Origin of the sequence: Amphritea sp. (assembly GCF_048266285.1) — a bacterium.
In the GTDB taxonomy this organism is placed as follows: Bacteria; Pseudomonadota; Gammaproteobacteria; order Pseudomonadales; family Balneatricaceae; genus Amphritea.
The window spans coordinates 25,604-50,379 of sequence record NZ_JBLWZV010000027.1 but is presented as its reverse complement, the minus strand read 5'-3'; the positions used below and the strand labels follow the sequence as shown (position 1 = coordinate 50,379).

27 protein-coding genes and 1 tRNA gene are annotated in these 24,776 nt (G+C 45.5%); 14 read left to right on the top strand and 14 right to left on the bottom strand.

Annotated elements, in window-relative coordinates; translation table 11 throughout:
- Positions 1-319 precede the first annotated feature (319 nt).
- Genes ACN0T0_RS18740 through ACN0T0_RS18730 form a run of 3 tightly spaced genes read left to right on the top strand, consistent with a single transcriptional unit; the run spans position 320 to position 2,479 of the window.
- Complete coding sequence (locus ACN0T0_RS18740; RefSeq protein WP_417228259.1) at positions 320-463, top strand: hypothetical protein; 144 nt, start codon at positions 320-322, stop codon at positions 461-463.
- On the top strand, positions 463-654 hold the full coding sequence (locus ACN0T0_RS18735) for a helix-turn-helix transcriptional regulator (protein ID WP_417228258.1): 192 nt from the start codon (positions 463-465) through the stop codon (positions 652-654). The genes ACN0T0_RS18740 and ACN0T0_RS18735 overlap by 1 nt, the downstream gene beginning before the upstream one ends.
- A gap of 1 nt (position 655) precedes the next feature.
- Positions 656-2,479, top strand: coding sequence for a DUF927 domain-containing protein (locus ACN0T0_RS18730; protein WP_417228257.1), 1,824 nt, complete (start codon positions 656-658; stop codon positions 2,477-2,479).
- 422 nt (positions 2,480-2,901) lie between these two features.
- On the opposite strand, the gene ACN0T0_RS18725 is transcribed toward ACN0T0_RS18730, so the two are convergent.
- The gene (locus ACN0T0_RS18725; protein WP_417228261.1) at positions 2,902-3,084 is read right to left on the bottom strand and encodes a ribbon-helix-helix domain-containing protein; all 183 of its coding nucleotides are present in this window, start codon (positions 3,082-3,084) and stop codon (positions 2,902-2,904) included.
- Positions 3,085-3,095: 11 nt separating this feature from the next.
- Positions 3,096-3,689, bottom strand: a complete 594-nt coding sequence (locus ACN0T0_RS18720) for a ParA family protein (RefSeq protein ID WP_417228256.1) — start codon at positions 3,687-3,689, stop codon at positions 3,096-3,098.
- A 210-nt stretch (positions 3,690-3,899) separates the two neighbouring features.
- Between ACN0T0_RS18720 and ACN0T0_RS18715 the strand changes: the two genes are divergently transcribed.
- Genes ACN0T0_RS18715 through ACN0T0_RS18690 form a run of 6 tightly spaced genes read left to right on the top strand, consistent with a single transcriptional unit; the run spans position 3,900 to position 7,850 of the window.
- Positions 3,900-4,682 carry a metallophosphoesterase family protein gene (locus ACN0T0_RS18715; protein WP_417228255.1) on the top strand — a complete coding sequence of 261 codons (783 nt, stop codon included), beginning with the start codon at positions 3,900-3,902 and terminating at the stop codon, positions 4,680-4,682.
- Complete coding sequence (gene tmk / locus ACN0T0_RS18710; protein ID WP_417228254.1) at positions 4,682-5,323, top strand: dTMP kinase; 642 nt, start codon at positions 4,682-4,684, stop codon at positions 5,321-5,323. The genes ACN0T0_RS18715 and tmk overlap by 1 nt, the downstream gene beginning before the upstream one ends.
- Positions 5,320-6,204: a hypothetical protein gene (locus tag ACN0T0_RS18705; RefSeq protein ID WP_417228253.1), complete on the top strand. Its 885-nt coding sequence runs from the start codon at positions 5,320-5,322 to the stop codon at positions 6,202-6,204. Before tmk ends, ACN0T0_RS18705 begins: the two co-directional genes overlap by 4 nt.
- Positions 6,197-6,538: a hypothetical protein gene (locus ACN0T0_RS18700; protein WP_417228252.1), complete on the top strand. Its 342-nt coding sequence runs from the start codon at positions 6,197-6,199 to the stop codon at positions 6,536-6,538. The genes ACN0T0_RS18705 and ACN0T0_RS18700 overlap by 8 nt, the downstream gene beginning before the upstream one ends.
- A complete protein-coding gene (locus ACN0T0_RS18695; RefSeq protein ID WP_417228251.1) occupies positions 6,539-7,462 on the top strand; it encodes a thymidylate synthase in 924 nt (307 codons plus the stop codon).
- A gap of 28 nt (positions 7,463-7,490) precedes the next feature.
- Positions 7,491-7,850 carry a hypothetical protein gene (locus ACN0T0_RS18690; protein ID WP_417228250.1) on the top strand — a complete coding sequence of 120 codons (360 nt, stop codon included), beginning with the start codon at positions 7,491-7,493 and terminating at the stop codon, positions 7,848-7,850.
- Between the two features lie 551 nt (positions 7,851-8,401).
- Here ACN0T0_RS18690 and ACN0T0_RS18685 read toward each other — a convergent pair.
- The 5 genes from ACN0T0_RS18685 to ACN0T0_RS18665 all read right to left on the bottom strand — a co-directional run bounded on the left by ACN0T0_RS18685 (position 8,402) and on the right by ACN0T0_RS18665 (position 11,420).
- Positions 8,402-9,622 carry a tyrosine-type recombinase/integrase gene (locus ACN0T0_RS18685; protein ID WP_417228249.1) on the bottom strand — a complete coding sequence of 407 codons (1,221 nt, stop codon included), beginning with the start codon at positions 9,620-9,622 and terminating at the stop codon, positions 8,402-8,404.
- Between the two features lie 229 nt (positions 9,623-9,851).
- Entirely contained in the window at positions 9,852-10,283 is a 432-nt protein-coding gene (locus tag ACN0T0_RS18680) for a DUF2787 family protein (protein WP_417228248.1), read from the bottom strand.
- Positions 10,284-10,295: 12 nt separating this feature from the next.
- Positions 10,296-10,874: a hypothetical protein gene (locus ACN0T0_RS18675; RefSeq protein WP_417228247.1), complete on the bottom strand. Its 579-nt coding sequence runs from the start codon at positions 10,872-10,874 to the stop codon at positions 10,296-10,298.
- A 5-nt stretch (positions 10,875-10,879) separates the two neighbouring features.
- Complete coding sequence (locus ACN0T0_RS18670) at positions 10,880-11,218, bottom strand: hypothetical protein (protein ID WP_417228246.1); 339 nt, start codon at positions 11,216-11,218, stop codon at positions 10,880-10,882.
- Between the two features lie 16 nt (positions 11,219-11,234).
- Positions 11,235-11,420, bottom strand: coding sequence for a hypothetical protein (locus ACN0T0_RS18665; RefSeq protein WP_417228245.1), 186 nt, complete (start codon positions 11,418-11,420; stop codon positions 11,235-11,237).
- A 473-nt stretch (positions 11,421-11,893) separates the two neighbouring features.
- Here ACN0T0_RS18665 and ACN0T0_RS18660 point away from each other — a divergent pair, with 473 nt between their 5' ends.
- Positions 11,894-12,871: a hypothetical protein gene (locus ACN0T0_RS18660; protein ID WP_417228244.1), complete on the top strand. Its 978-nt coding sequence runs from the start codon at positions 11,894-11,896 to the stop codon at positions 12,869-12,871.
- 434 nt (positions 12,872-13,305) lie between these two features.
- Here ACN0T0_RS18660 and ACN0T0_RS18655 read toward each other — a convergent pair.
- The 4 genes from ACN0T0_RS18655 to ACN0T0_RS18640 form a co-directional block, all read right to left on the bottom strand.
- Positions 13,306-13,381: transfer RNA gene (locus ACN0T0_RS18655), tRNA-Phe, on the bottom strand.
- A gap of 106 nt (positions 13,382-13,487) precedes the next feature.
- Positions 13,488-13,760 carry an oxidative damage protection protein gene (locus ACN0T0_RS18650; RefSeq protein WP_126157021.1) on the bottom strand — a complete coding sequence of 91 codons (273 nt, stop codon included), beginning with the start codon at positions 13,758-13,760 and terminating at the stop codon, positions 13,488-13,490.
- Positions 13,761-13,805: 45 nt separating this feature from the next.
- A complete protein-coding gene (gene mutY, locus ACN0T0_RS18645; protein ID WP_417228243.1) occupies positions 13,806-14,858 on the bottom strand; it encodes an A/G-specific adenine glycosylase in 1,053 nt (350 codons plus the stop codon).
- The gene (locus ACN0T0_RS18640) at positions 14,858-16,984 is read right to left on the bottom strand and encodes an AsmA family protein (protein WP_417228242.1); all 2,127 of its coding nucleotides are present in this window, start codon (positions 16,982-16,984) and stop codon (positions 14,858-14,860) included. Before ACN0T0_RS18640 ends, mutY begins: the two co-directional genes overlap by 1 nt.
- A gap of 293 nt (positions 16,985-17,277) precedes the next feature.
- Between ACN0T0_RS18640 and hisB the strand changes: the two genes are divergently transcribed.
- From hisB to hisF, 3 genes are read left to right on the top strand one after another with little or no spacing between them, the layout of a single operon-like run.
- Entirely contained in the window at positions 17,278-17,871 is a 594-nt protein-coding gene (gene hisB / locus ACN0T0_RS18635) for an imidazoleglycerol-phosphate dehydratase HisB (protein ID WP_215951142.1), read from the top strand.
- The gene (gene hisH, locus ACN0T0_RS18630; protein WP_417228241.1) at positions 17,872-18,519 is read left to right on the top strand and encodes an imidazole glycerol phosphate synthase subunit HisH; all 648 of its coding nucleotides are present in this window, start codon (positions 17,872-17,874) and stop codon (positions 18,517-18,519) included.
- 41 nt (positions 18,520-18,560) lie between these two features.
- Positions 18,561-19,334 (top strand): imidazole glycerol phosphate synthase subunit HisF, encoded by a 774-nt coding sequence (hisF, locus tag ACN0T0_RS18625; protein WP_417228240.1) that lies wholly within the window; start codon positions 18,561-18,563, stop codon positions 19,332-19,334.
- A gap of 81 nt (positions 19,335-19,415) precedes the next feature.
- On the opposite strand, the gene ACN0T0_RS18620 is transcribed toward hisF, so the two are convergent.
- The gene (locus ACN0T0_RS18620; protein WP_417228239.1) at positions 19,416-20,396 is read right to left on the bottom strand and encodes a DMT family transporter; all 981 of its coding nucleotides are present in this window, start codon (positions 20,394-20,396) and stop codon (positions 19,416-19,418) included.
- Between the two features lie 144 nt (positions 20,397-20,540).
- On the opposite strand from ACN0T0_RS18620, the gene ACN0T0_RS18615 reads away from it, so the two are divergent.
- Positions 20,541-21,485, top strand: a complete 945-nt coding sequence (locus tag ACN0T0_RS18615; protein ID WP_417228238.1) for a LysR family transcriptional regulator — start codon at positions 20,541-20,543, stop codon at positions 21,483-21,485.
- Between the two features lie 33 nt (positions 21,486-21,518).
- Here the strand turns inward: ACN0T0_RS18615 and ACN0T0_RS18610 are convergent, their stop codons facing one another.
- Both ACN0T0_RS18610 and ACN0T0_RS18605 read right to left on the bottom strand, forming a co-directional pair.
- The gene (locus ACN0T0_RS18610) at positions 21,519-22,742 is read right to left on the bottom strand and encodes a diguanylate cyclase (protein WP_417228237.1); all 1,224 of its coding nucleotides are present in this window, start codon (positions 22,740-22,742) and stop codon (positions 21,519-21,521) included.
- 229 nt (positions 22,743-22,971) lie between these two features.
- Positions 22,972-24,666: a putative bifunctional diguanylate cyclase/phosphodiesterase gene (locus tag ACN0T0_RS18605; protein WP_417228236.1), complete on the bottom strand. Its 1,695-nt coding sequence runs from the start codon at positions 24,664-24,666 to the stop codon at positions 22,972-22,974.
- Positions 24,667-24,776: the final 110 nt, after the last annotated feature.

The following is a 24,776-nucleotide window of genomic DNA, read 5'->3' as shown; positions in this document are numbered from 1 at the left end:
TCTGCTGCCTTGGAATATCAATCTCAATGACTCTCAGGTAACCGAAGCGATCTAGGGTGTGAGCAGTCTACGCTTACATTTATTGCGCTGACAAAAGACATTAAAAATACGTTTTCCTCATCAAAATAATCTGTCTGAAGAATATCAGAGCAAACCCTCACTCCTCTGCTCGAACTTCAAAATAACATCCGTAGTATCTACCTCAAGCAGTTTGAAGCGTAACTAGTTCAATACGTTTCGTTGCCCTAGAGGCTCGTTATAGAGCTGATTCTGACTACAGAATCTAGCTGAAAATTTGAAGTTAGTAAGGGATGAATAAATGGAGCAATTAGATGAGCAGTACAGCCAATCAAAGCAGCATTTATTAAGTGCTGAAGAGCAATTATGGCTGGATGGGAAGCTTGTACTGACTGAAGAGTTTGCTGAGCGGCAGCCAGTAACAGAACAAGAAGAGGATGCGTAATGAACAAAAACAGATTAATGGATAGTACTTGGTTAGCTGAACGATTAGGTGTGAGCTTGTCGACAATACAGAAGTTGAGAGCCTATCACCCTCATAAGCTACCTAAGGCTGTGCGTATCGGACGCGCTGTACGCTATGACCCAGAGACAGTGGAAAGCTGGATCATGGATAATATGCAGGAGGGCGTTTGAGATGGCGACGATAGCTATAGCAGAAGGTAACCCCGAATCGGGAGGCTTTTTAAGCAATGAAACGGGCACATATTATGTGAGGAGTTCTAACCGCGATGGTCGGCCCGATTTAGTTAAGATAGCTCAGCAGGAGGTTCATGTTTTGGGTCATTTATATGATCCGCAAGATAATGAAAGTTGGCATGCTGTTATCGCTTTTGTAGATAAAGCTAACACTCGAAGAGAGTTGAGAATTTCCCTGAAAGATCTGTATCGTGATCAGACAGGTGTTATTGCTAGGGCTGCCGGGAAAGGACTATTTGTTTGTGGGAGCTCAGCAGCAAAAGGACTATTTGTTGATCTACTTACATCAACTCTGACTGAAGCTCCGTTACCAGTTGTGAATCGATTTGGGTTTTTCGGTAATACCGGAGTCTTTGTTCTTCCTGGCAATACGATCGTTCCGGATTGGTATAAGGGAGTTGTGCCGCAGGTAAATGCAGAACTATCACAGCTACGAAATGTAATCAGAGATAAAGGCTCTTTCGATGCATGGAAAGAACGTATGGGATCGGCGGGAACGGTTCTGAACAAGTTTTTGTTATGTTTTGGGCTGAGTAATGTGTTCATCGATGTGTTAAACGTCGAGCCTATGGGTTTGCACGTGTATGGGGCTTCTAGTTCTGGAAAGACAAATGCTCTACGTGCGGTTGCCAGTATCTGGGGAGTAAGTGCCTTATCTGGGACAGTATATGCTGGGAAGTGGGGGGTGACACCGAACGCCATCGAACTATTATGCCATGCACGATCAGGGTTGATCTTGTTGCTAGATGAAATTAGGCAATTCAAGGGACCGTTTGAAGCTGTGGCATATATGATCCTAGATGGGGTCGGTAAGGTGCGTATGGACGGTAACCTGCAGCAGGCTGAGACCAAGAGCTGGGTATTGAACTTACTTAGTACAGGTGAGCTATCTACGACTTCCATGACCAAAAAAACTGATGGCGATGTGTTCACGGGTGCCCAGATCCGATTATTAGATTTTCCTATAGAAGGCTTTATCTCTCGGTCAGATTTTACTTTATCCAGCGAAGAGGCTGATTCGTTTCGTCGTTCATTAGGTGATGATTACGGTTTTGCTGGACCTGAATTCATAAAAAGGTTACTGGCGAATTTTAACAGCTATGAAGAGTTTGTATCTGAGATGCAGGAGTGGTTTTATGAGGCTCTTGATGAACTTAAGGGCCACTTCCCAGAAGGAAACGCAGTACAGCGTGTATTACCACGATTCGCTCTGATCTATATGACGGGCGTACTAGCGGTGAAGTTTGAGATTTTACCGTTTACGGAGGATGAGGTTGAAGAAGCAGTATTGATTGCTATAGAAGTTTGGTTGGAAGCGTTTGAGGCGCGTTCAGATGTAGAATTGGCCGCTCAAGAACTACGTCAGGCTGTGATCATGAACGGGCATCGATTATATCCTGTAGATGATCAGGATATAGTCGCTAATCAACCACCATTGGCGTTTACTGATGATCATTACATTTACCTATCAGACGAACATATTCAGGAAATCACAGATCGTGTTTCACCAACACAGCTGGGTAAGCATTTGAAGGCTCTAGGGTGTTTGCACACCAATGATAGCCGGAACAAGATAAAGAAAAAACTACCAGGCTTGGCTATATTGCGTGTTTTTGCGGTGAATAAAAGCTTCTTCGGCGACTTAGGCTCTATAGATGCCACTGAGGCGTCAATTACGGCAGAGGCTCAAGCTAATGATGAGTTGGGTGAGGATGCATTAAAAGCCTTCTCAGAAGAGTTAGATCCAAACATTCAGTTCTAATAGTGATGTGGCCATATTTTTCAAGACACCCATATGCCTAAGGCATCTAGGCCACTTCGTCTTATTTCCATTCTCCCGGTAGTCGATACCGGGGATAACCTTGTTTGCAAGGTGAGTACGAACCGTTTAGCCGCCAGCCGACTACGGCGATGAGTCAGCTGGATGATTTCTGACCAATGCTAATCTCCCCGTTTACCCCATTAGATTTTCCAGAGAGAGGATGTGTATTTAATGATTTATCTTAAGTATGAAAAAACCTTTATGAATTATCTCTATTAAATTATGACCGGGGTCAACGGGGTTAGAAAAGTGAGAAGAGGCCATTAGCCCCTTCTCTGATCTTACTTTTCATCATTATCTGACCTAGTCACTCATTAGGTCCACGTATCTTTGAAGTTAAGTTAAGTCTTCCGCAGTACTTGTCATCTTGTTTGTTCAATATATTCACGTGTTATTGAGCGTATTAGCTGGCTTAGCGACGAGCCCTTGCGTTCTGCTAGAGATTTTAAGGTGTCAGCATCATTCTCTGACACGTAAAAATCTATTCTTACCTTTGAGTTCTTTAACTTAGGGCGACCACCAATCGCGTGCTCTATTTCAGCCATAGTTTGTAGCTTCATTCGCCACCCCCTAGTTTCAAGATGGCATTGTAGACAGCTTCATGAGCTACCCGAGTTTTATTGAGCTGGTGCTCACCATGATCGTTATGAATATTCTGAAGCCAGTCTTGGCCATCACGGCTAACTCGTTCAAAGAGTGTTGTTGAACGAATGGATAATATAGGTAGATGGCCAAGAGCGTTGATCAGGCGTTGGGCAGCTTGATTAAATTTCTTCTGATTCGTGAAGTTGTTAATAATGATAGCGATGGGCTTATTCGCTGCTTTAACCAAATTAACCGTATCGATAGTAGCTTGGAGGCTACGAGCATCTGTCATGGTGGGAATTATAACCACGTCACAAATGCTGAGAGCATGTGATACCTTGGGGTCTACCTGAGTGGACATGGCACCGAAATCTAAGACGGCGTTGGTCTCTGATAAGAGTTGAATAGGTATTCGCTTCTTCTTCGGTTCGATCTGAATGACAGCTTTATCATCAATAGCAATGATATCGTTCGTGATATAGATGCTGTTGATATACGTAGCAAGATTAAAGGCTAGCGAGCTCTTGCCTACCCCGCCTTTGAAAGAGGTAAAAAGGATGATCATAACATATACCTAACTGAATGAATTTATGGACGGTGAAGACCATCCGCTAATTAATAGTTAAGGGTTTTAGGGGGTAGAATAGTAGTTTTATGCCGTATTGACTGTCTTGCTTAGATTGGACCTTGCCACAATCCCAATAAGATCGTTATTCTTTGTGCACTTATAACAGAGCAACTGCTCGAACTTGATAAGATCAAGGAAATTCGTTGTATGGATATAGTTCAGTTTACGGACTTTCACTTTGGTAGTGAGGATGCTGTTTTCAGTAATCAATCTCTAGTTGGCACTTTAGCTGGATGGCTTAAGAGAAACTGCAGTAATCCTGTAATGGTCATTAGCGGGGATATCACCTTCCAAGGAAGGAAAGAAGGGTATGCTAAGGCTCAGGTGTTTTTCGACAGCCTTATTAAGCAGGAAGCGGTCAATCGATCTCATATCTTAGTCTGTCCAGGTAACCATGATATTGTAGACGGGTCTTTTAACGACTTTAATAGTTTTGCTTATCACCTCAGGCGAGATAGTAAGTGTTCCTTTGGCACAAATCACCATGCTACGATCTTACTTGAAGGGGTACTTTTTAAATTATTCAACAGCTCATACCATATGGATCATACCTATGGCTTAATAGATGAGAGTTCTTTTGAAGAAGAGCTCAGATGTCACGAAGGAGTCAAGTTGGCTGTTACACACCATCACTTGCTGAATATGTTCAAAAAGGATACATCTGCTATTCGAAACTCCTATGACTTTCTTACATATCTTGATAGTGAAGGTTTCAGCTATGTTTTTCATGGGCATCAACACGCAGAGCAAAGCTATTACCTTGGAAAAAAGCCTATGCGTGTTATTTCTGCAAGATCGGGGAATTTTAGACAGAAAGGGTATCTAAATTCAATTAATATTTACCGCCTGGACAAGATGGAGCTTAAGGGTATCTCATTGATTTTCGAGAGCTCATCTAACGGTATTAAGTGTATAGAGATAGAATTGTAATGACTGGTAAATTTATTGTATTTGAAGGTATTGATGGCTCTGGAACTTCAACTCAAGCAGATCTTCTTGTTCAGTATTTCCGGAGAAAAGGGCAGGTTTGCTACCTAACTTGTGAACCCTCATCAGGGCCTATTGGAAATATGATTCGACAAGGTATGAAAGGAAGAGTTATTTTTTCAAAAGGAGAAAATCCAGTATTAGAGAAAGGAGATTTATTTGATGAACAAATGGCTTACTTATTCGCTGCTGATAGACATGACCATTTATACAATCCTGTAGATGGTGTCATTAATCAAGTAAATAGTGGTGCGGTTGTAATTAGTACTCGATATTTCTTCTCATCCTTTGCATATCACTGCTCTTCTAAAGAAGATTTTACTTTGGTAAAGACCTTAAACTCAAAATTCCCAGACCCGGACTTAGTGATCTATATGGATAACCCAGTAGGTGAATCTATTAAGAGGATGAGTACAAGAGCTTTTGCTGATGAATATGAGAATGAAAGGAAATTGAAGCAGGTTAGCGATAACTATAGCAAGATTTTTTCTGAGTATGAAGGGGCTTTTTTAAGCTTAAATGCTACTAATAATATCGATACTATACATCATAAAATCGTTGAAAAAGTTGAGTCTTTAAAATGATCATAGACTACAAGGAAGTTGAATCGTTTGAAACCATAGCAAGTGATGTTCGTGTGGAAATCCCGGCTAATGAGCATTGTACTAATTACATTATTGCATATAAAATAGATAGAGAAAATCTTCAAAAAAATCCCATGATAGATGTAGCAGAAGAAGCTAAGGATTGGGCATCTGAAGATAGGCCAAAGCACTTGTTTTTCAATCATGGAGAATTTAGAAAAGGTGGGCTAAAATATATTAGTCAAGAGCTGAAAAAAAAGCCTACAAGCAATAGAGCTTTATATTCATTAATAAATCAGGATGATATATCAAACTCCGGTGACGAGCCAATACCATCTTTTATGATTTTTCAATGCTTATTCGATGAACATGAAAAGACAATGAATTGCACTGTTTACTTTCGCGCATTAGAAGTAAGTAGCTTCTTGAGAATAAACCTTGAAGAGATAAGACAAAACCTTCTGAATATTTATGAGGAAGGAGTAGATTATCACCAAATTAAACTATTAATAGTTGTTGGCAGAGCTTACCACTCACCAGAATTCATACCGTTAAAACGTCCAAAAATTGATACACTTACTGCAATAAAAATATTTGTCATGGTGACGGAAAACTTATCAAATTTTGAACCTCTTCTATCAGAGAAAGCAAATACTCAGACAGTTATAAGTTATGAGTCATTAGAACATCTTAAAGAATCCTTGAATCAAGCTGGTGTTGGCAATCACCTCATGATTTCAGATCTCGATAAAGCCATCAAACTTAGTAAAAAACTACAAAAGGCCAGAGAAGAGCATTCACATGCAGAGAGAGTATCGGAATTGAATAATGAACTCAGGGAAATATTGCAGGCACTAGCTAAGAGATTTAGTAATGAGTAAATCACTTTCAGATATTTGTAAAATCCAAAGGGAGTTCGATCAGAAACATTCCGTTTCAGGAAAGAGCTTTTATGTTGACATTAATGAAAGTAATCTTCACGAGCTAGAGCATCTAGTGGTTTGTTTGATGGGCGAGCTTGGTGAATTTTCGAATATTCTTAAAAAGGTTGTTCGCGGAGATAATTCATTATCTGAAGCAAAAATCTCTCTGAATGAAGAACTGGTGGATACTTTTATTTATCTTATAAAAATATCAAATCAATTCAATGTTGATTTAGAAAAAGAGTTTTTGAAGAAAGTCGACAAAAACAAAAGACGTTTTGGAGAGAATTGAATGCGAGTTTTTTCGGGTAATGATTACTCCCTTATCTATTATAAGGCACTTCTTTGTTGTTATGAAGAAGGTGAAAAAAGAGGGTCAAGGGCTGGGAAAACTCTTGATTTAGGTCCTGTTTGCTTTGAAGTTAATGGTGAAGGTGTAGGCTTGCCTTTTATTAGAGGGAGAGGGATAAATGTTTTCTTTGCCCTAGCTGAAATAGCATGGGTTTTAGAAGGTAATAATAAACTTGCTCCGTTAGAATATTTTATAGATAATTATGGTCAATATTCAGACGACTCAGAAACTCTATATGGAGCCTATGGCTATAGAATATTTGAAAAGTTTGGACTAAATCAGCTAGATAAAGTCATATCGGAGCTAAAGAAAAAACCAGATTCTAGGCGGGCTGTAATTAGCTTATTTAGTGCTCTAGATTTGAAGAATCTTGACTCATTGGACATACCTTGTAATATATCTGTCTTATTTAAAGTCAGAAATGAATGTGTAGATATTACAGTTTTTAACCGCTCCAATGATGTATTTAAAGGCATTCCGTATAATTTTTTTATATTTAGATTCTTGCAGTATTATGTAGCTAAAAAGTTATCAAGAAAGATCGGCTGGCATAGGCATATTACAGACTCTTTACATCTTTATGAATCCAATAATAAGACGGTTCAATCTATTTTAGAATGTAGTCATGAACCTTTTAGTAATAATGAGCCTCTCGAATTCAATATTTTTGATGAACTGATCTCAAATAGCCAATTTATCTCTTCAATGGACTGGGATCGTATAGAAAGTCCAAGTTTGCGCTGGTTGTTCCAGAGCTACCGTTCTTACAAAGATAAAGAGGATGTCGCTTCCTTTTGTCAGCGCGAAGTTGGTGGTAAACTTTCTCTGTTTGTAGATGACTGGCTAAGAGTCCATCATTCTTAAACACCAACAAAGCTTTTGGGTGAATATCTTGAATCAAAATGAATTACGAAGAGCCTTAAGGTTAAGTGCCAAAGGCATTGAAGAGTATATCCTAAGTGTAGAGAGATCTCTGCCGTTTGATAGACGTGAAAGTTTAATTTCGTACCTTTCCTCGATTAATTTTTCATCAATGAAATACGAGATTCTAACTGCTCACAACGAATACATTGTCAAAGCACTACTCATAGGCTTACTCTTTGGTCAGATTGATGCGTATGTGTCCCAAGAGCGCTCTATCATGGATGGATATATGAAAATATTTGGTCAAGCTTGCCAACACTTAGGGTTATCGGAGGATTTTATCCAACCTATTACTCGACATGTTGATGAAATATGTGATTTTTTCTGAGCATTACCTCTCTCTTCTCTCTATATCTAGCAGGCTAATTGCCCTAATATCGAGTAGTGTTTAAGTCCCATATTCCAAACACTAGTATCCAATACAAGAGGTTGAGGCCGTGTGGCATCACGATTTCTCTTTGAAAACCAAGTTATTGTTCGGTGCGCCCTTATACGCACATTTTCGTAACGCCTATAAACTGACTGGGTCTCTTTGTAAAACGTAGAAGAGGAAATCAAAGCTACGTTAATCATCATTAACATACCTATATTATATGATGAAGCGAGATTGAAAAAGAATCACTTATTGACTGGGACGAAATTACCACCTCTCTGTGGCGAAACAATCCTGTTATTGATTGATGCACGTATGATTCTTCATCATACGAGTTAAAAGACTCTCCCACTAAATCAAAAAAAAAAACCGCTTTCCCCCGCTAGTTGCTAGAGGAAAGTCGTTGTAGCAGCTTCTACATTCTAAAAGCACCTTTAAATCTATCTATCCTTGTTTCTTATCGAGGTAGCTGTAGTGGCATTATAAAGAAGTCACTATAGTTGTTATTATTTCGGACACGACTGGTAAGCCAGCGCTTGCTCAACGGTATCTGCAATTTTATGGCCGGTCTGTGCAATACGATTCGGGCTGAGATGCGTATAACGGCTAGCCATAGCCGGAGAAGAGTGCTGCAGAGCTAGCATTATATCAGCGACGTTACCTCCATTATTGGCTATAATAGACGCATGTTGATGCCTAAGCTGATGGATGCAATATTCTCCTGTAATCCCTGCTCTACACAAGATTCGTTTAAAGGCTTTAGAAGGTGAGGTTATTGGGCCGTCATAGCCTTTGTGGTTTGGATATCCTCCAGGAAAGATAAAAGGGTGGCCTTGTATGCGCCGTAGATGTCTTAGCAATTCAACGGCTAACCGGTTCAGGTATGCTGTGTATCCTCCAGTCTTGGAGGTTGGCACCCTCCAAGTAGGGCGGGCAAGGTTTAAGTTGATGTGTTCCCATTTGGCTTGAGCAGCTTCAGATCGCCTTGCTCCTGTAAGCAGCAAAAACTTAAAGTACTGACCCGCAAAGTAATTGTCGTCTTCGTCGCAGGATTTAAACAGCGCACGCAGCTGATTGTCCGTCAGGAGCCGGGTACGTTGATTATCCTCTCTAAGTAATCGAACTGAACGAGACTTAGCTGGACTACGATCAATCAACCCCCATTGTTCCGCTGTATTAAAGATGTGCCTACAGAGCGCTAAGACCCGGTTGTTGCTGGCAGGGGCCAGCTTGACGGTCAGCGAGTTCTGCAAGGCCAGCAGGTTCTGAGTAGTGACCTCATCTAGCAGTAGGCCGCCTAAGGCGTTATGCACATGGTGTTTGTAGCGACCTAAATCACTGCGTTCGCTTCGCTTTTTAGCCGCGACAAGCGGTGCATACTGCTGGTAGAAGAACTCGTCTAGAGTCAGCGCCCGTTGCTTCTTAAGTTTTTCCTGTTTTGGGTCGGTGCCTTTTGCCACCATGCCTTTGTACTGGTTTGCCATCTCTCTGGCTTCAGTAATGGACAGTGGGCCAAAGGGACCAATAGCAATGGAGCGCTTGTGACTACGGTACGTATACCGAAGCAAAAACTTCTTCGAACCATTTTTTCCGATCAACAGCTTTAATCCAACGACATCAGTATCACTGATCTCTCTTTCTGTGGACCGGGAATCGGCATCATGAGGCAGAAACTTTTCGATTAATCGGTTAGTTAATCGCATTCGATTGGGTGAAGACGGGGCCATAAGATGCTCCACAGTGTTTCAGGGAGTTGTAATCCTCGGTCCAACACACACTTTCCCCCGCAGCAGACACAGCGAAGCCTTGGCAATGCTGCCAATAGGATTCTAGGTGCTGAGAGCAAAAGAGGAATTACCTGCCGCCCGGTCTATTACCGGTCATTCAGGCTGAATTACAGAGGGTTTAACCTCTTGAGTGTGTATTGGGCGAGAAAATGGAATTGAGATTGATGGGTTAATCGTCGACAGTCACAGTGACATCGAAAACGCCCATCTGGTTATAGGCCAGAAAGTTGTCTTGCCACAAAGCATAGAATTCAGCGCAGTTAGCTAGGTCCTGACGAGGTAGATCAAGCGCATAGAAAACACCGGATTCAAAATCGAAATCCAGCTCTTTCGCAAGCTCACTGCACCAACCCTGACCGACATAACAAAAGTCCGTAATGTAACTTAGAACACCCTTACCCTCTGTGATCTCAATACGCATCTCAACAGGGTGATAGCCTCCTGCCTCAGCGGAGTAATCAGGGTCACGGAAGTTAATCGTAACGGCGTTAATGACCCGGTCTTTTCCCCGGACCCGTAAGTGTGTTTCTGTAGCATCAACAAGCAGCTGGGTAAGTTCCGGAGATACCGGTACTGAGTAGTTCCTTGGTAACTGGAGCATAGTCTTACCTCCTTAAATACCGTTTTCAGGTTTGGTATCGGTAGATTTTGGTGAGTCAGAATCAGTAAAGAGGCTTTCAGTTTTAGCCTGTGCAGACTTAGCTTTGGTTGAAGAATCCAGCTTTGGCTTACTGGATTTGGGCGGAGTCTTCATTGGTTTTAGTTTGCCAACTTCAGCTATCCAATCATCGATCGGATGCCCCTTTAAATGTAGGAATGCTTTGTCAGGCACAGCAGCAAGCACTCCTTCGGCCCTGCATACCGCAGCACAAAATCCTGCATTGTTACTTGAGCCTCCACTGAAGAGGTTACGCAGTGCTGACGACTTAAAGGGCTTATCAGCTTCTAAGGTATCGAGCAGTGACTTGATAGATTCCAGCTCAACCCACTCTTTACTGAAGTAGCCCCCAGAGTCACTTTCGAGCATCCGTAATGCCAAAGCATTTGATTCAGGATGCTTACCGATCTGATAGGTCAGAGAACCTGGGGTTTTAGGTGAGAGTTTGGGAGCGGTAGCTTGCTTTAGAAGTATGAATTCAATAGCTGTAACTTCCTGAGTGGAGGTTACAGTGTCAGTTTTGTTAGTGACCATGTTGTTTAATCCTTCGATGATTTAATCAATTGAGTAGGACAGAGGAGATAGCATCCACCACCGTCATCAGTTGTAACGGCTAGGCTGAGTTGGTGGTCCTGCGGAAGGTGAATAACCCACTCGGGGTATTCAAGCGCAAAGGCCAATACAGGATCAGACTTAGATAAGTTATCTAGGTCATCATCTGGCTCGATTAGTAGTAATCGTGTGTTGGTCTGTTGCCAAAATACTGTAACTGCTACAACTGATTCGAAAGGTTGTTCAATCTCTAGGATCAAGGCGTTAATGAGGTCATTATCCAGTGGTAGCTGAATGACCTGAGAAGGGCTATTTATAATAATCACAGGTATCACCCCCTCATTAGTTATCAGAAGGGCCGAAAATAAGACCTATAACGCCCCCAACCGCACCTCCGACAGCAGGGCCGACGACAGGAATAATGACACCGACGCGGGCTCCGGCTATTGCTCCGGCTACCGCCCCCGTGATACTTGGTTCTACCGTGATGGAATCATCGGTCATTGAGCATTTGGCTAAGGCAAACATGTGAACTCCTTGCAATGGATATCAAACAGAATGCAGCGAGCGCTGCTATGCAAGGTTGTAATATATGTTTGTAGGGTAGGTTTTTGCGGTTACCTGCTTCAGGGGGCAAGGTCGTCAGTGCAATGTGATATCAGCTATCTAATTAACCCCGTTTACCCCAGTAAATATTATTAAGAGAGATCTATTTACGGTCAACAATTAGTATTGCTTATGTCAGTCCTATCTCCGAAAAATCTAGCGGGGAAAACGGGGTAAAAGTGAACTCTTGAGTTAGCTTTTCGTCATTAGATACCTGTGTGGCCCCTAAAACACTAGGTATTTTTCTCATTGAGGAATAACAGAGCAAAGCCCCATAGCTTCGATAGAATCTGATTCCTTGCTGTTATTCAATGTAAATACCCCAGGCAATACCGCCTAAAGGTACGTAATACAGAGCAATAGTTCTCTCCGTATTTCTTAATGAGGTGTTTATTATGAATGATTCTTCTACTTCTTTGGTTCCTAATCAGGTTAGGACTGAAATTCCAGCTCAAGAGATTACTCCCACTAATATTCCTTTTGGACGAGAAACGCTTGTGAAGCAAGTAGGTCGTGTTTATCAGGGGGGAATCACAATCATCCGAGAGGGACGCGTAGCTATTCATGCTCCGATACAAGTTCTTTGTCGCTTTAAAGGGCCGGAAATATCCTATGAAGTAACGCTTCTAGCTGGGCCTTACTGGAAAGGCAATTCTATTTCTTTTACTTCTGTTTATGATTTAGAGAAATCAGTTCCAGATAGCTTTTTTGATTGTGAAGAGTTTTTAAGGATGACGATTCCTTGTTGCCAGGATGAACTTCATTCTCTACTTATTGATCTGACATCTGAGTTGTCTTTTGTACGTAAAGATACAGATGTAAGGACCTATCTCGATGATCTTTATACCAAGGGAGCGTCGGAACGGACTGTAAATGTTCCTTTACGTCCCCCTGAGCTATCTGCATGTCGAGAATCTAAGCGCACTTATATGGTCGATGGGAAATGGATATCGACGGGGCCGGATGGAACTCTCATGTTAACTCCAGGATTTAACGTGGTTGGTTATCTTATCGATATCTCTATTCATGCGAGTATTACTAAGAACGGTGGTTGCAAAATTACTGTACAAAGTGCTGAGCATACAGGGCGTGAAACTGTAGTTGAGTTTCAGTCTGAATATAAAGCACGGAATGAGTTACCGCCATCTGCGCTTCAAGCTCTAGATTATCTGATCTGTAAACGTCCAGAAGATGAGGATATCGTTACCGCGCTAGTTCTTGGTAGTGTGGGTTGGTTAAAGTCCGAAGAAGGTTCTGGAGATTTGGGAAGTTTATACTATGAGGCTGCAGAGCTTTATAACAAACTGACTGGGTCGAAACCCAAGGGAGTTATCGCGGACGATGGTTTCTGGGGGCCTTCTGATCAAGGCTAAACTAACTGGGCAGTTGTAATGACTGCCCTTTATATCATCGATGTTTTAGATTTAAAACTCATTCCATATAGCGAAGATAGGCATTTTGAATCGATCAGAATTGCCTCATTAAGTTACTCGCGAAGCCGGCTGAAAGCCCCAAAGTGATCCATTCACCTTACTTTACCTTACCTTATATAAAACTAAATTCGCGAGAAGACTGCGCTTCTTATCTAGATAAAACTAATTAAACAAAACGTCAGGGTACATAGAATAAAGTCTTAAACTTAATAAGATTTGATGTGGTGATTAGGTTATGTCAAAAAATTAGAAGATTGAGGTGACTTGCAGGGGAGTGGATGTAGCTACTTGAATTTAGCTGCTGCTCTGACCAGATATGGACCAGAGCCCAGAAACAACAAAGCCCTGCATTTGACTGCAAGGCTTGAAGTAATTGGTGCCCGGACTCGGAATCGAACCAAGGACACGAGGATTTTCAATCCTCTGCTCTACCGACTGAGCTATCCGGGCAAACAAGAGGTGCGTATTAAACTGATTTCAGGCTGCGCTGTCAATCATCCTGCAGCATAAAAGTGGTTATTTTTGCAGTTTTAGTGTGATTGGTTGTTTTCTGTACTTATTTCGACGGTGGAACGTAGCCTTCGGCCTTTTCGTAGTCATCGCCATCCATAAACTTCTGCATCTCTTGTTGCAGGAATTCACGGGTTGATGGGTCCATTAAGCTGAGGTGTTTTTCGTTGATCAGCATGGTCTGGTGGTTGGTCCACTCGGTCCAGGCTTTTTTCGATACGGTATCGAAGATCAATTGGCCCTTGGCACCCGGATAAGGGGGCTTATCGAGTCCTTCCAGTTCCTCTTTGTATTTGCGGCACATTACGGTGCGGGTCATGGTGTTCTCCAAGGTTAGTCTGATCGTTTACTCTGAGACCGGTGTTTAGCTGGTTTTTAGTTTGCCCAGTAGCTTCTTTACCGGGGCGGCCAGACCGATCTTTTGTGGCTGGCGTAAGTTATACCAGAGAGTGGCGGGCTGTTCCATGACACTGTTTGTAAGGTCATTATCCCGCAGTTCAATGTGCACCGGGGTGATATCGAGATGGAAATGGCTAAAGGTGTGACGCACAGGCGACAGGGCTGAGGCGCTATCAGCATCGATAGGCAGGCCAGTTTCCTGTTCGGCATCACGTAGGTCAGATGTTTCAGGAAGGCTCCATAGACCGCCCCAGATGCCGCTAGGGGGACGCTGGCGGAGCAATATCTGTCCCTCTTCATTCCGAATCAACAGCATCATGGTCTGTTTAATCGGAATGGTTTTTTTTGGCTTAGCGATAGGAAGCTGATTCTCGCGCCCCTGTTGATGGGCCTGACAGCCTGTTACCAGTGGGCAGAGAAGACAGGCTGGTTTGCTGCGCGTACAAAGGGTTGCGCCCATATCCATCATTGCTTGGGTGTAATCGGCAACTCGCTGGTGAGGGGTGTTGTGTTCGGCAAATTGCCACAGTTGCTTTATGTTTTCGGTGGTGCCGGGCCAGCCTTCAATGGCGTAGTAACGGGCCAATACCCGTTTGACGTTGCCATCGAGAATTGCAGCTCGCTTGCCGGTAGAGATCGATAGAATCGCCCCAGCGGTCGAGCGTCCTATGCCGGGGAGTTGCTCGAGCGCTTCGATGCTATCGGGAAACTGACCGCCAAAATCATCACTGATGATCTTAGCGGTTTTATGCAGATTACGGGCGCGGGCATAGTAGCCAAGGCCGGTCCACAGGTGCAGTACTTCATCTTGCTCTGCTGCCGCAAGATCCTCCACCGTGGGAAACTGCTCTCGAAAACGCTCGAAATAGGGGATCACTGTGCTGACCTGAGTTTGTTGTAGCATGATCTCAGATAGCCAGGTGAAATAGGCTGTTTTGTCGGCCTGCCAAGGCAGGTCGTGACGACCGTGCTGGTCAAACCAATCCAGCACGGCGGTGGAGAACTGATCGGCTGTCATTAGCTTCCAAACAATCCTTTGAGTAGTTTCTTAGCGCCTTCGGCCTTGCTGCCTTCTTCGCCACCCAGTTTTTCCATCAGTTTGCCTTCCAGCTGTTTTTTCGCTTTCTGTTTTAACAGCTCTTTGAGCACGCTGGCATCGGGGCGACAGAGTTTAGCCGGCTCGGTGTCGAAGCTGCCCTTACAGTTGACTGGCCACTCAACCCCTTCGAGGCTGTTATTGACAGAGCAGGTTTTCTTAAACAGGTTTTCTTCAATGGTTAAGCCGAGGCGGTAATCTAAGTTTTGCGCCGGCAGGCTAACACTGCCTTTGCCGCGCAACGTGATGGCATCGAGTTTAGTGATTAAATCCTGATTGCTAACGACGCCGTTGGTGAATTTAAAGTTACTGCTAAGATCGGCAAAGGGGGTGGAGCGATCGACCTGTTCGGTATCGATGCCCAAGGAGGTTACATTGTTGAAGCCTTGGCAGATTGTCTGGGCAATATCGATCCCTTTGACCGCGCCATCGGGCATGGTGATTTTAGAGTTACCGTTGAGGCTGTTAACGATGGCATGCACTGAGTCGCCTTGAGCGGTGATTTTAGTTTGGGTGTTAAAGGTACCGGTTAGGCGATCAACCTCAGCCATATCCATCAGCAGGTCGCCGATCTGGATATTACTGATGTTTTTATTAACCGTCAGTTTAGTCGGTGATTTGCGTACATCGATAATCACTGAGTTACGCAGCGTACCGCTGTACATATCCGCGTTGAGCTTGCTTATATTCACTAAACCGCCGTGGGCACTGGTGGCAAGTTCGAGGTTGGTCAGAGTCAGTTTGTTGATTAATAATTTTTTCAGCCCCAAATCAACATCCATATTCAGCCCTTTGAGTAGCTCAACAGGAATGATAGGTTCTTTAGAGTACCCTGTAGATTTTGCTTTGCTGTCGGATGATGCTTGTGCGGGTTGTTCTGATGCGGGGGGCAGGTAGCGGTCGGCATTCAGTTCATCGCCTTTCATATTGAAGGCGATTGAGCCGGTGGCCAGATTCATCGCGAAGCTGCCATTGAAGTTGGTGTCATCCAATTTCAGACTCATTTTATTCAGCCCGAGGGTGTTGGCGGCACCGCCGAGTTGAGCATTGAAACTGATGGCTTTGAGTACATCGGGATCGGTGGTTTCGATTGCCGGTTGACCCAGTGCTGCTAGTAACTCTTGCAAGCTAAATTGAGCAACATTGAGATTGCCGCTGATAACGGGCTTGCTGAAGCTAGCGACTGAGACATCGCCTTTAGCAGCCACGTTGGCGGCGCTCAAGCTCATACCTTTCAGCGTGGCGGTTTCGTTGGCCAAGTTAGCTTCGATGTCACTGTTCAGCTTTACCTGTACGGTTTTGTCGTTGAAGGCTACACCACTGAGACCTAAGGTGCTTGCTAGCCCCTTGATATTGTATTGTTGGTTAGCTAAATCGAGGAAAAATTCAGCGGTTAGGGCTGCGTCGACGGTTAGCTGTTTTTGATCTGCTTGATATTGTTCCGCTTGAAAGCTGAGTTCGGCAGGGAAGTAGGCTCCGGTGGTGACTTTGCCCGAGGTCATGGAGAAGTTTTTCAACAGCACTTTGCTACCGGTAGTCGTATCGTTATAGCTGATATTACCGTTGGTGATCGCGATGCTTTCGATATCCAGCGCAATGGCGGCGCCACCACTGCTTTCGGCGGCAGTCTCTGGGGTACTTTCGGTGGATGGTTGCGCTGTGCCAGCGACAGCCCAGTTACTACCCTGTTTGCTTTGTTCAAGGTTTAGCGTCAGGCCATCCAACAAAATGCTGCTCATTTTCACATTGCCGGAAAGCAGTGCAGGGAGTTCAACCGAGACCTGTGCTTGATTAAGCTCAGCCAGTTGAGGTTTGCCGGGATAGTTCACTTTAATCTGATTGATTTCGATGCCGAGCCATGGGAAGACTGACCAGCCTAGATCACCGTTGATCTGTAACTGAACACCGCCTTTTTCAAGGGCTAGTTTTTGGATTTCAGGTTTGTATTCGTTGGGATCAAAGAACATCCCCAGTAGGACTCCGCCTGCAACCACTACCACCAGTAGTAGTGCAATCAGGCCACCAAAAATCTTTAACAGCGTTTTCATGTCTTCTCCTTGGATCATGCATCGGTAACAGATATATCAATACAGCAGATCTGTTAGTAAAACATGCCATTTGTGTCACATGTTTTTGTAAAGTTGATTATTAACAGCATAGTAGCAGATCGATTTTACAGACCCTAGATTAACCGTAAATGAAAACAGCAAGTTGGCCGGGGCTTTTTACGCTGCTAATCGGCCCGAGTGCTACGCATTAAGGTGTTATTGGTTGTATAATAGCGGCTTATTTTTACGAATGTTTTTACAAACAGTTCTGTTAACTCATCGCGGAGAAGATCATGGCCGAACGGAAAGCCACCGTCACCCGTAATACCCTGGAAACCCAGATTACTGTTTCTGTGAATCTGGATGGCAGCGGTAAGCTGAATGCTGACACCGGCGTCCCTTTTCTTGAGCACATGCTTGATCAGATTGCTCGTCATGGCCTGATTGATTTGGACATTGTTGCCAAGGGCGACAATCACATCGATGATCACCATACGGTCGAAGATATCGGTATCACGCTCGGCCAAGCATTTGCGCAGGCGGTTGGGGATAAAAAAGGTATTTTGCGTTATGGCCATGCCTATTGCCCACTGGATGAGGCGTTGTCTCGTGTGGTGATCGACTTTTCCGGTCGCCCAGGGTTGGATATGAATGTTGAATTTACCCGTGGCAATATTGGCCGATTTGATACTCAGCTGTTTTGGGAGTTTTTCCAAGGATTTGTCAATCATGCGGGCGTGACGCTGCATATCGACAACCTGAAAGGCTTTAATGCCCACCACCAAGCCGAGACTATCTTTAAAGCTTTCGGTCGGGCGGTGCGGGGCGCGTTGACGATTGATCAACGGGCTGCAGATCAGATGCCATCGACTAAAGGGTCGCTGTAAATGAGTAGTGTGGCAGTCATTGATTATGGTATGGGCAACCTGCACTCGGTTGCTAAAGCATTAGAACATGTAATGCCCGATGTTGAGGTGTTGGTCACCGCCGATCCTGAGCAGGTGCGTAATGCCGACCGGGTATTGTTGCCGGGTGTGGGCGCGATTCGCGACTGTATGGCTGAGATTCGCCGGCTGGGGGTTGACCGTGAAGTGGCAGAAGCGATCAGTTCGGGTAAGCCTTTCTTGGGTATCTGTGTGGGTTATCAGGCTTTAATGCAGCGTTCTGAAGAAAATGGTGGCGTTGATTGCCTTGGGCATTTCGACGGCACCGTGCGCTTCTTTGGCGATGACCTTAAAGAGACCGATGGCGAGCGCCTTAAAGTGCCACACATGGGCTGGAACGAGGTGCATCAGCGCTTCGATCACCCGCTTTGGCACGGTATTGATGATGCTAGCCGGTTCTACTTTGTCCACAGTTATTACGTGGATGCGGTGGATAAGCCGTTGGTCGCGGCCGGTTGCCACTACGGTGTTGATATCGATGTGGCCATTGCCCGAGATAATGTTTTTGCTACACAGTTTCACCCCGAGAAGAGTCATACGGTGGGGCTGCAGCTGCTGAAAAACTTCCTTAACTGGGATGGCAAACGCTAATCTGTTTAATAGTCGTATATGAGTTCTTATAGGTAAAAATCATGGCACTGGCAAAACGTATTATCCCCTGTCTGGATGTAGAGAACGGCCGCGTTGTAAAAGGGGTGCAGTTTGTCGATATCCGCGACGCCGGTGACCCGGTTGAAGTGGCCAAGCGCTACGACGAACAGGGTGCCGATGAGATCACCTTTCTTGATATTACCGCGACCCATGAGGGGCGGGATACTATGGTGCATACGGTTGAGCGAATGGCCTCTCAGGTGTTTATTCCACTGACGGTGGGTGGTGGTATTCGTACGGTGGATGATATTCGCACTATGCTGAATGCCGGTGCGGATAAAGTGTCGATTAACAGTGCAGCGGTGTTTAATCCGGACTTTGTTCGCGAAGCGGCCGATAAGTTTGGCTCTCAGTGTATCGTGGTGGCTATCGATGCCAAAAAAGTCTCTCAGCCAGGCGAAACCGATCGTTGGGAAATTTTCACCCACGGTGGACGTAAGCCAACCGGGCTGGATGCGGTTGAGTGGGCGAAAAAGATGGTGCAGTTGGGAGCCGGTGAAATTTTGCTGACCTCAATGGATCAAGACGGGGTTAAAAACGGCTACGATCTTGGTGTTACTCGGGCGATCAGTGATGCGGTGAATGTGCCGGTGATTGCCTCAGGTGGCGTGGGTAATTTGGATCATTTAGTGGCGGGCTGCATTGAAGGTAAGGCGGATGCGGTGTTGGCGGCGTCTATCTTCCACTTTAATGAATACAGTATCCCCGAAGCGAAGCAGTATATGAAAGAACGGGGCATTGAAGTTCGCCTTTAAGGCGTTATCTTTTACATTTGAGCCGTATTTGCGGCTGGCCTTATGAATCCGCTATCAGCTTCTGGTAGCGGATTTTTTATTTCAGTCGTTAGTTAAGGGGGTTTTTAGGACTGAAGCTTGTTCCAGCCTTGATTGATGGCGCTTTGTCAGCATCGGGCTAAGCAGCTGAACGGTGATCGCCGCCGCGATAACTAAGGCCATCCCTAGCAAGCTCAACTGATCGGCCTCGGCCGAAAATATCACCTCACTGAAGAGCCCATAGGCGACACAGACCTCCGAGAGTATAAAGGTAACCACCGGTGTCATGGCTACGCAGGCGCTCACCTGTACCGTTTGCCAGTAGCGCATTGCTTGAGCGAATGCGCCGTAGGCGACAACGGTGTTAACACAGCAAAACAGCGCCACCCAGTAATCTTGGCTATTCAGTTCTAATAAACTTGTGGGGTGGGCAAAAGGCAGCATGATGATCAGCGCATAAAGGTAGATGCTCAACAGAATGTTAGAGGGCGAGAGCACTTTAAATAATGATTTTTGGATCAGTGCGTAGGCGGTCCAGCCGAGGGCCGAGACCTGAACAATTAAAAAGCCGATACCGGTGAGTCCGGTACTGCTTTCAATCGCGGGGTGAAAAAACAGCAGCATGCCGCTCGCCATTAGTGCAAAGCAGGCCCAGTGTTGCCAAAACACCCGCTCTTTAAGAAACCACCAACCGCCCAGCGTTAGAAACAGTGGCGCTAACTGAAAGCTAAGTTGTGCCGCACCGGGGTGAAGATAGCTTAATCCCCAGACCATAAAGGTGTAGTTTACTATCAACATGGTGCCAGCGATGAGCAGGCTGATGATGTGGCTTCTGGATAGGTGGCGAAATTCGGCCAGCTTGCCTCTATTTAGCTGCCATAAGAGCATCACGATACCGGCAAAGGTAAACCGTAACCAGGTGAGGGTGATTGGGTCGATAAATCCTGTCGAAAGCTTTAGCGCAATTGGTAACATGCCCCAGAACATCAGCGTGATGCAGCAAAAAAACAGTCCATATAAAAAGCGGCTACGATCCAGTGTCATATGAGTGCTCGTTAGTGAAAAAGCAGAGCCTCTAGCATGGCGTTTATTCTATTTCGTTACCAATGCATAATAGTTCATATCATTATGCAGAAATCGGGTAAGACTTAAGGGATTAGTTGGGGTGGATCGAATGAGGAGGCGCGGATGAATAGTTTGGTCTTACCAGGGCAGTTTCAACAGTTAGATATTAAGAGCCTCACGGGGCTGCTCTATCTGCTTGAGGAGCGTAATGTCGGGCGGGCCGCAGACCGCCTGTTTATTAGTCAGTCGGCTATGAGTCGAGTCTTGCAGCGTTTGCGTCAAGCCTTTGATGATCCATTATTTGTCCGTACGGCCAGAGGAATGATTCCGACCTCAAAGGCGCTGGCGCTGGAAAACCCCGTGCGGCAAATGTTGGAGCAGATCGCCAATGTTATGTCGGCGCCACCGTTTGAACCACAGCTGAGCGATCGGACTTTCCGTTTGCAAACAACCCATTATCAGGCTCAGGTATATGTGCCGAGTATCGCCGAACGTTTTTATCGAGAAGCACCGAATGCGTCCCTAGATACAACGACAGTGACGGAAATCAGTTTATTGGAGGAGCTTGATCAGGTCTGTGATATGACGCTATGTAGTAGCTTTATCCGGGTGCCTCATCACTTTGAGCGGTTATTGCTTGGACGAGAGAAATATGTCCTGATTATGGCCAAAAATCACCCTTTGGCGGCACAGCCGGAGGTATCCATCAAGGATTATCTGGCTTACTCTCATGTGTTGGTTAATTTGGGCGGGCGGGCAAAATTGCCCGGTAATGACCCTTTGGGTAAGCTGGCGAGAGAAAAACATTTTGCGCTGCGAACCCCCTATTTTATGGCGGCTTTAGAGGCGGTAGGGCGAACACAGTTGTTGTTTAGTTCCAGCGGTTTGCTGGCATCCCGCTATGCCGAACGGTTTGGCTTAACGATTAAGCCGCTTCCCTTTGAATCAAAAGATATCGACTATTATTTAGTTTGGCCAAAAGCGGTCGATCAAGATTCGGGCAGTATCTGGCTGCGTAATTTATGTCGTGATGTGGTGAAAGCACAGATCCCTTTTCCCACCAATTAAGTGTGTTGATATATGGATGTATTGATCATGCTGTTAACAGCTCACGTCGGCGACTCGCTTTTCAAGGGGACTGTCTGAGGCTGCGAAATCTGCAGGCCACAATAGTTCGGTTTGGTTGACCCCAAGGCTACGGGCGCGCCCTTGTGTTTTCGCGGTATACATCCGGTGATCTGCCAGTTCGATCAAGGCTTTCCAATCATTAACGGCATCTGCCTGAACTTCTGCGACACCAATGCTGGCAGTCACAGGCGCACCATCAGGACGTAGCCCGAGTCCGGCATGCATCAAGCGTCTAATGACATCATCGGCTTCACCGGATTCTGCGGTGGGTAGAATGATGATGAACTCTTCGCCGCCCCAACGAATCACGCTATCTCCTTTACGTACCAGAGTGTTGAGTTGTTGTGCGGCGGTTCTGAGTACAACATCGCCGGCATCATGCCCATACACATCGTTGACGGTTTTAAAGTGGTCGAGATCAAGATAAAGAATCGATAGATTGGCGCCACTCATGGCAGATAAGCGAAATTGCAGATCCAGCATTTCGATGCCTGCTCGACGGATCAGCAAGCCTGTTAACACATCATAACTGGCGCGGTTGACCTGCGAGAGCATATAACGCAGTTGATTCAGGGAGGCGAACATAGCGACACCGAGAATCAAAGAGAAGAGCCAGATAGTGGAAACCGCCTGGGGAATGTCACTGTTAACTTGAGGCAACGATGAGATCACCACCACGGCCAACATCGGTGTGGCGAATAGCAGTAGCTCTTTTAGGGTTAGTGGAAACAGGGTTAATCCAGCAATCATAACAAAGGGCAGCAGGGCGTAGAGTTCGGCGATGACCTGTTCGGTGCCGCTCAACTCATAGGCTTGTAACCAGTGATCGGAAACCAGATAAAACAGCGGCGTGATCGATAGCATCCCTGCGAGTAGCCAGCGGGCGCGCTGTAAATCCGGCTCTTTGCGGGCTTGCCAAGCCAGTAACGTAAATGCGGCGGCCGAGAGCACGCGGATTAATAGCAGTTCGCCCCACAGTGCGCTGGGTAAAAAGAGTAGATCGATCAATGACCAGGTTGGCACTAAAACGGCAAAAATAGCACAGAAGAAGAAAATTCGACTCTGCATGATCGCGGCCCGATGACGGGAGATCGGCATACTGTGCTGTTTGTTAGTGAACAGCTCATAGAGCTGGTCCGGTGTATAAATGCCCAGCGATTCACTTAATGAGATATACATAGCGCTTAAGTACTTCATCCTGTTGCTTCCGGTTTTGATCACAGATCAGCTTGAACAATATAGGTGTATCGTCAGGAATCACGACTTCTTTTAAATAACTGTTGCTGAGCTGATATAGGTCAAAAAATTTACAGCAGTCTTTGCCTGTCGAGACTGTTTTAGTGTTGGGCAGGCCATGTGTGAACGCTAACGCTGAAGTTAGCACCGAGCTGGTTATCGGGCGCTGTTATGGCCGTAATGGTACAGATTAGGCTAACTGTTCTTTGAGTTGGTCAATCAATAAGGGTTCAGAGAAGAGAAAGCCCTGGGCAAAATCACAGCCGAGGCTGGTCATTGCGTACTGCTGTTCGATCGTTTCGATACCCTCACATACGGTTAAGAGATCCATGGTTTCAGCCAGCGCGAGAATCGCTTCGATTACCGGCTTTGAATGATCCAAATCCCGAATAAAACTGCGATCGATTTTCACCCCATCGATGGGTAGTCGGGCGAGGTAGCTGAGAGATGAGTAGCCGGTTCCAAAGTCATCGATCCAGATACGGTAACCCGCGGCTTTCCACTGCATGAGCAGCGGCAGGGTGTTATCGATATCCTTCATTAAGCTGGTTTCAGTGATCTCTAAGCAGAGCTGGTGCGGGCTGTGACTGACTCTGAGTAGAGCTTCATTTACCAACCGAGCCAGTTCTGGCTTGTTGAGTATGGCGGACGAGATATTGATCGACAGCTTGGCACTTTGCTGGCGCGGGAGCGCAGCGAGTTCGGCGGCGGCCGTTTCGATCAGCCACACGGTTAGTGCGCCGATTTGGTCGGATTCTTCAATAATGGGAATAAAGGTTTCAGGCCCTAATCGGCCCCGTTGCGGGTGGTTCCAACGTATCAATGTCTCTGCCCCAATCAGCTTATGCAGTTGTAGATCGACAATGGGTTGATACTCAAGAAAGAGCTGGTTAGTGGCAATAGCGGTGCTGATGCCCTGCTGAATCATGACCCGTTCTTCCACCTCACGGTGCATCGCCGGGAGGAAATAGCGGGCCCGATTACGGCCTGCGTGTTTGGCCTCGTACATGGCGATATCAGCGTGTTTTAGCATCCGTTCGGCGCTATTAGCATCATCTGGGTAGAGAGTGATACCAATACTGCAGGACAGGTTGAACGTTTTGTCGTTGACATGATAGGGCTGTTGCAGGGCTTCGATAATTCGGCCACTGAGTTGCTCGGTTTCATCGACATGCAGAATATCGGGAAGCATCACCGCAAACTGATCGCCACCGGGGCGTGAGATCAGTAGCTCCTCAGGGAAAGGAAGCTGCTGCTTCTGGGTTTGCACTTTGATCACATCGAGCAGCCGTTGGGCGATGATTTGCAGCACTTGATCGCCATAGGCATGGCTGGATGACGCATTGATCTGTTTGAAGTGATCGAGGTCGATATACAGCAGCGCCATCCGGCTCTCCTGTTTACGCGCCCAGCGAATCAGTTTACTTAATTCCTGATGCAGCCCGAAGCGGTTGTTGAGGCCAGTTAAGGTGTCCCGGTAGGTCATCCGTTGCAACTGAATATCACTGTCACTGAGGTGTTCCTGCATCACTTGCAGGGCTGTACTGAGTTCACTAAATTCGGTATCGCTGTGTAGTTCAAAGTCCACTGGTGGGCCTTGGCGGTTGTAAGTCCGGGTTTTTTCGGTGAGCTGATGCAGCGGTTGCAGCAGCTTTTTGCTCAGTTGTTTAGCAAGTATCAGCGTCGGCATGAGCAGAAGGAGAAAACCCGCTAGCCACAGGCCTAACAGGTTTAATGGGTTATCGCTGTGTAGCCAAAGCTCAACAATGGAGACGTGATGCACGACGTTAAGCAGATAACCACCAAGCAACAACAGGCTGATGGTTAGCACAAGAGACAGAAATGTAATGATAAGGCCGATACGGCGAGAGAGTGAGTGAGCCATTAGTCGCTCTGAACTGCCAAGATTAAACTGAGGCAATAGGCCCATTTGACTGACAACATAACCTTACTCACTACCCGCTAACGTATTTTGGGCGCCAATCATAACAGCGA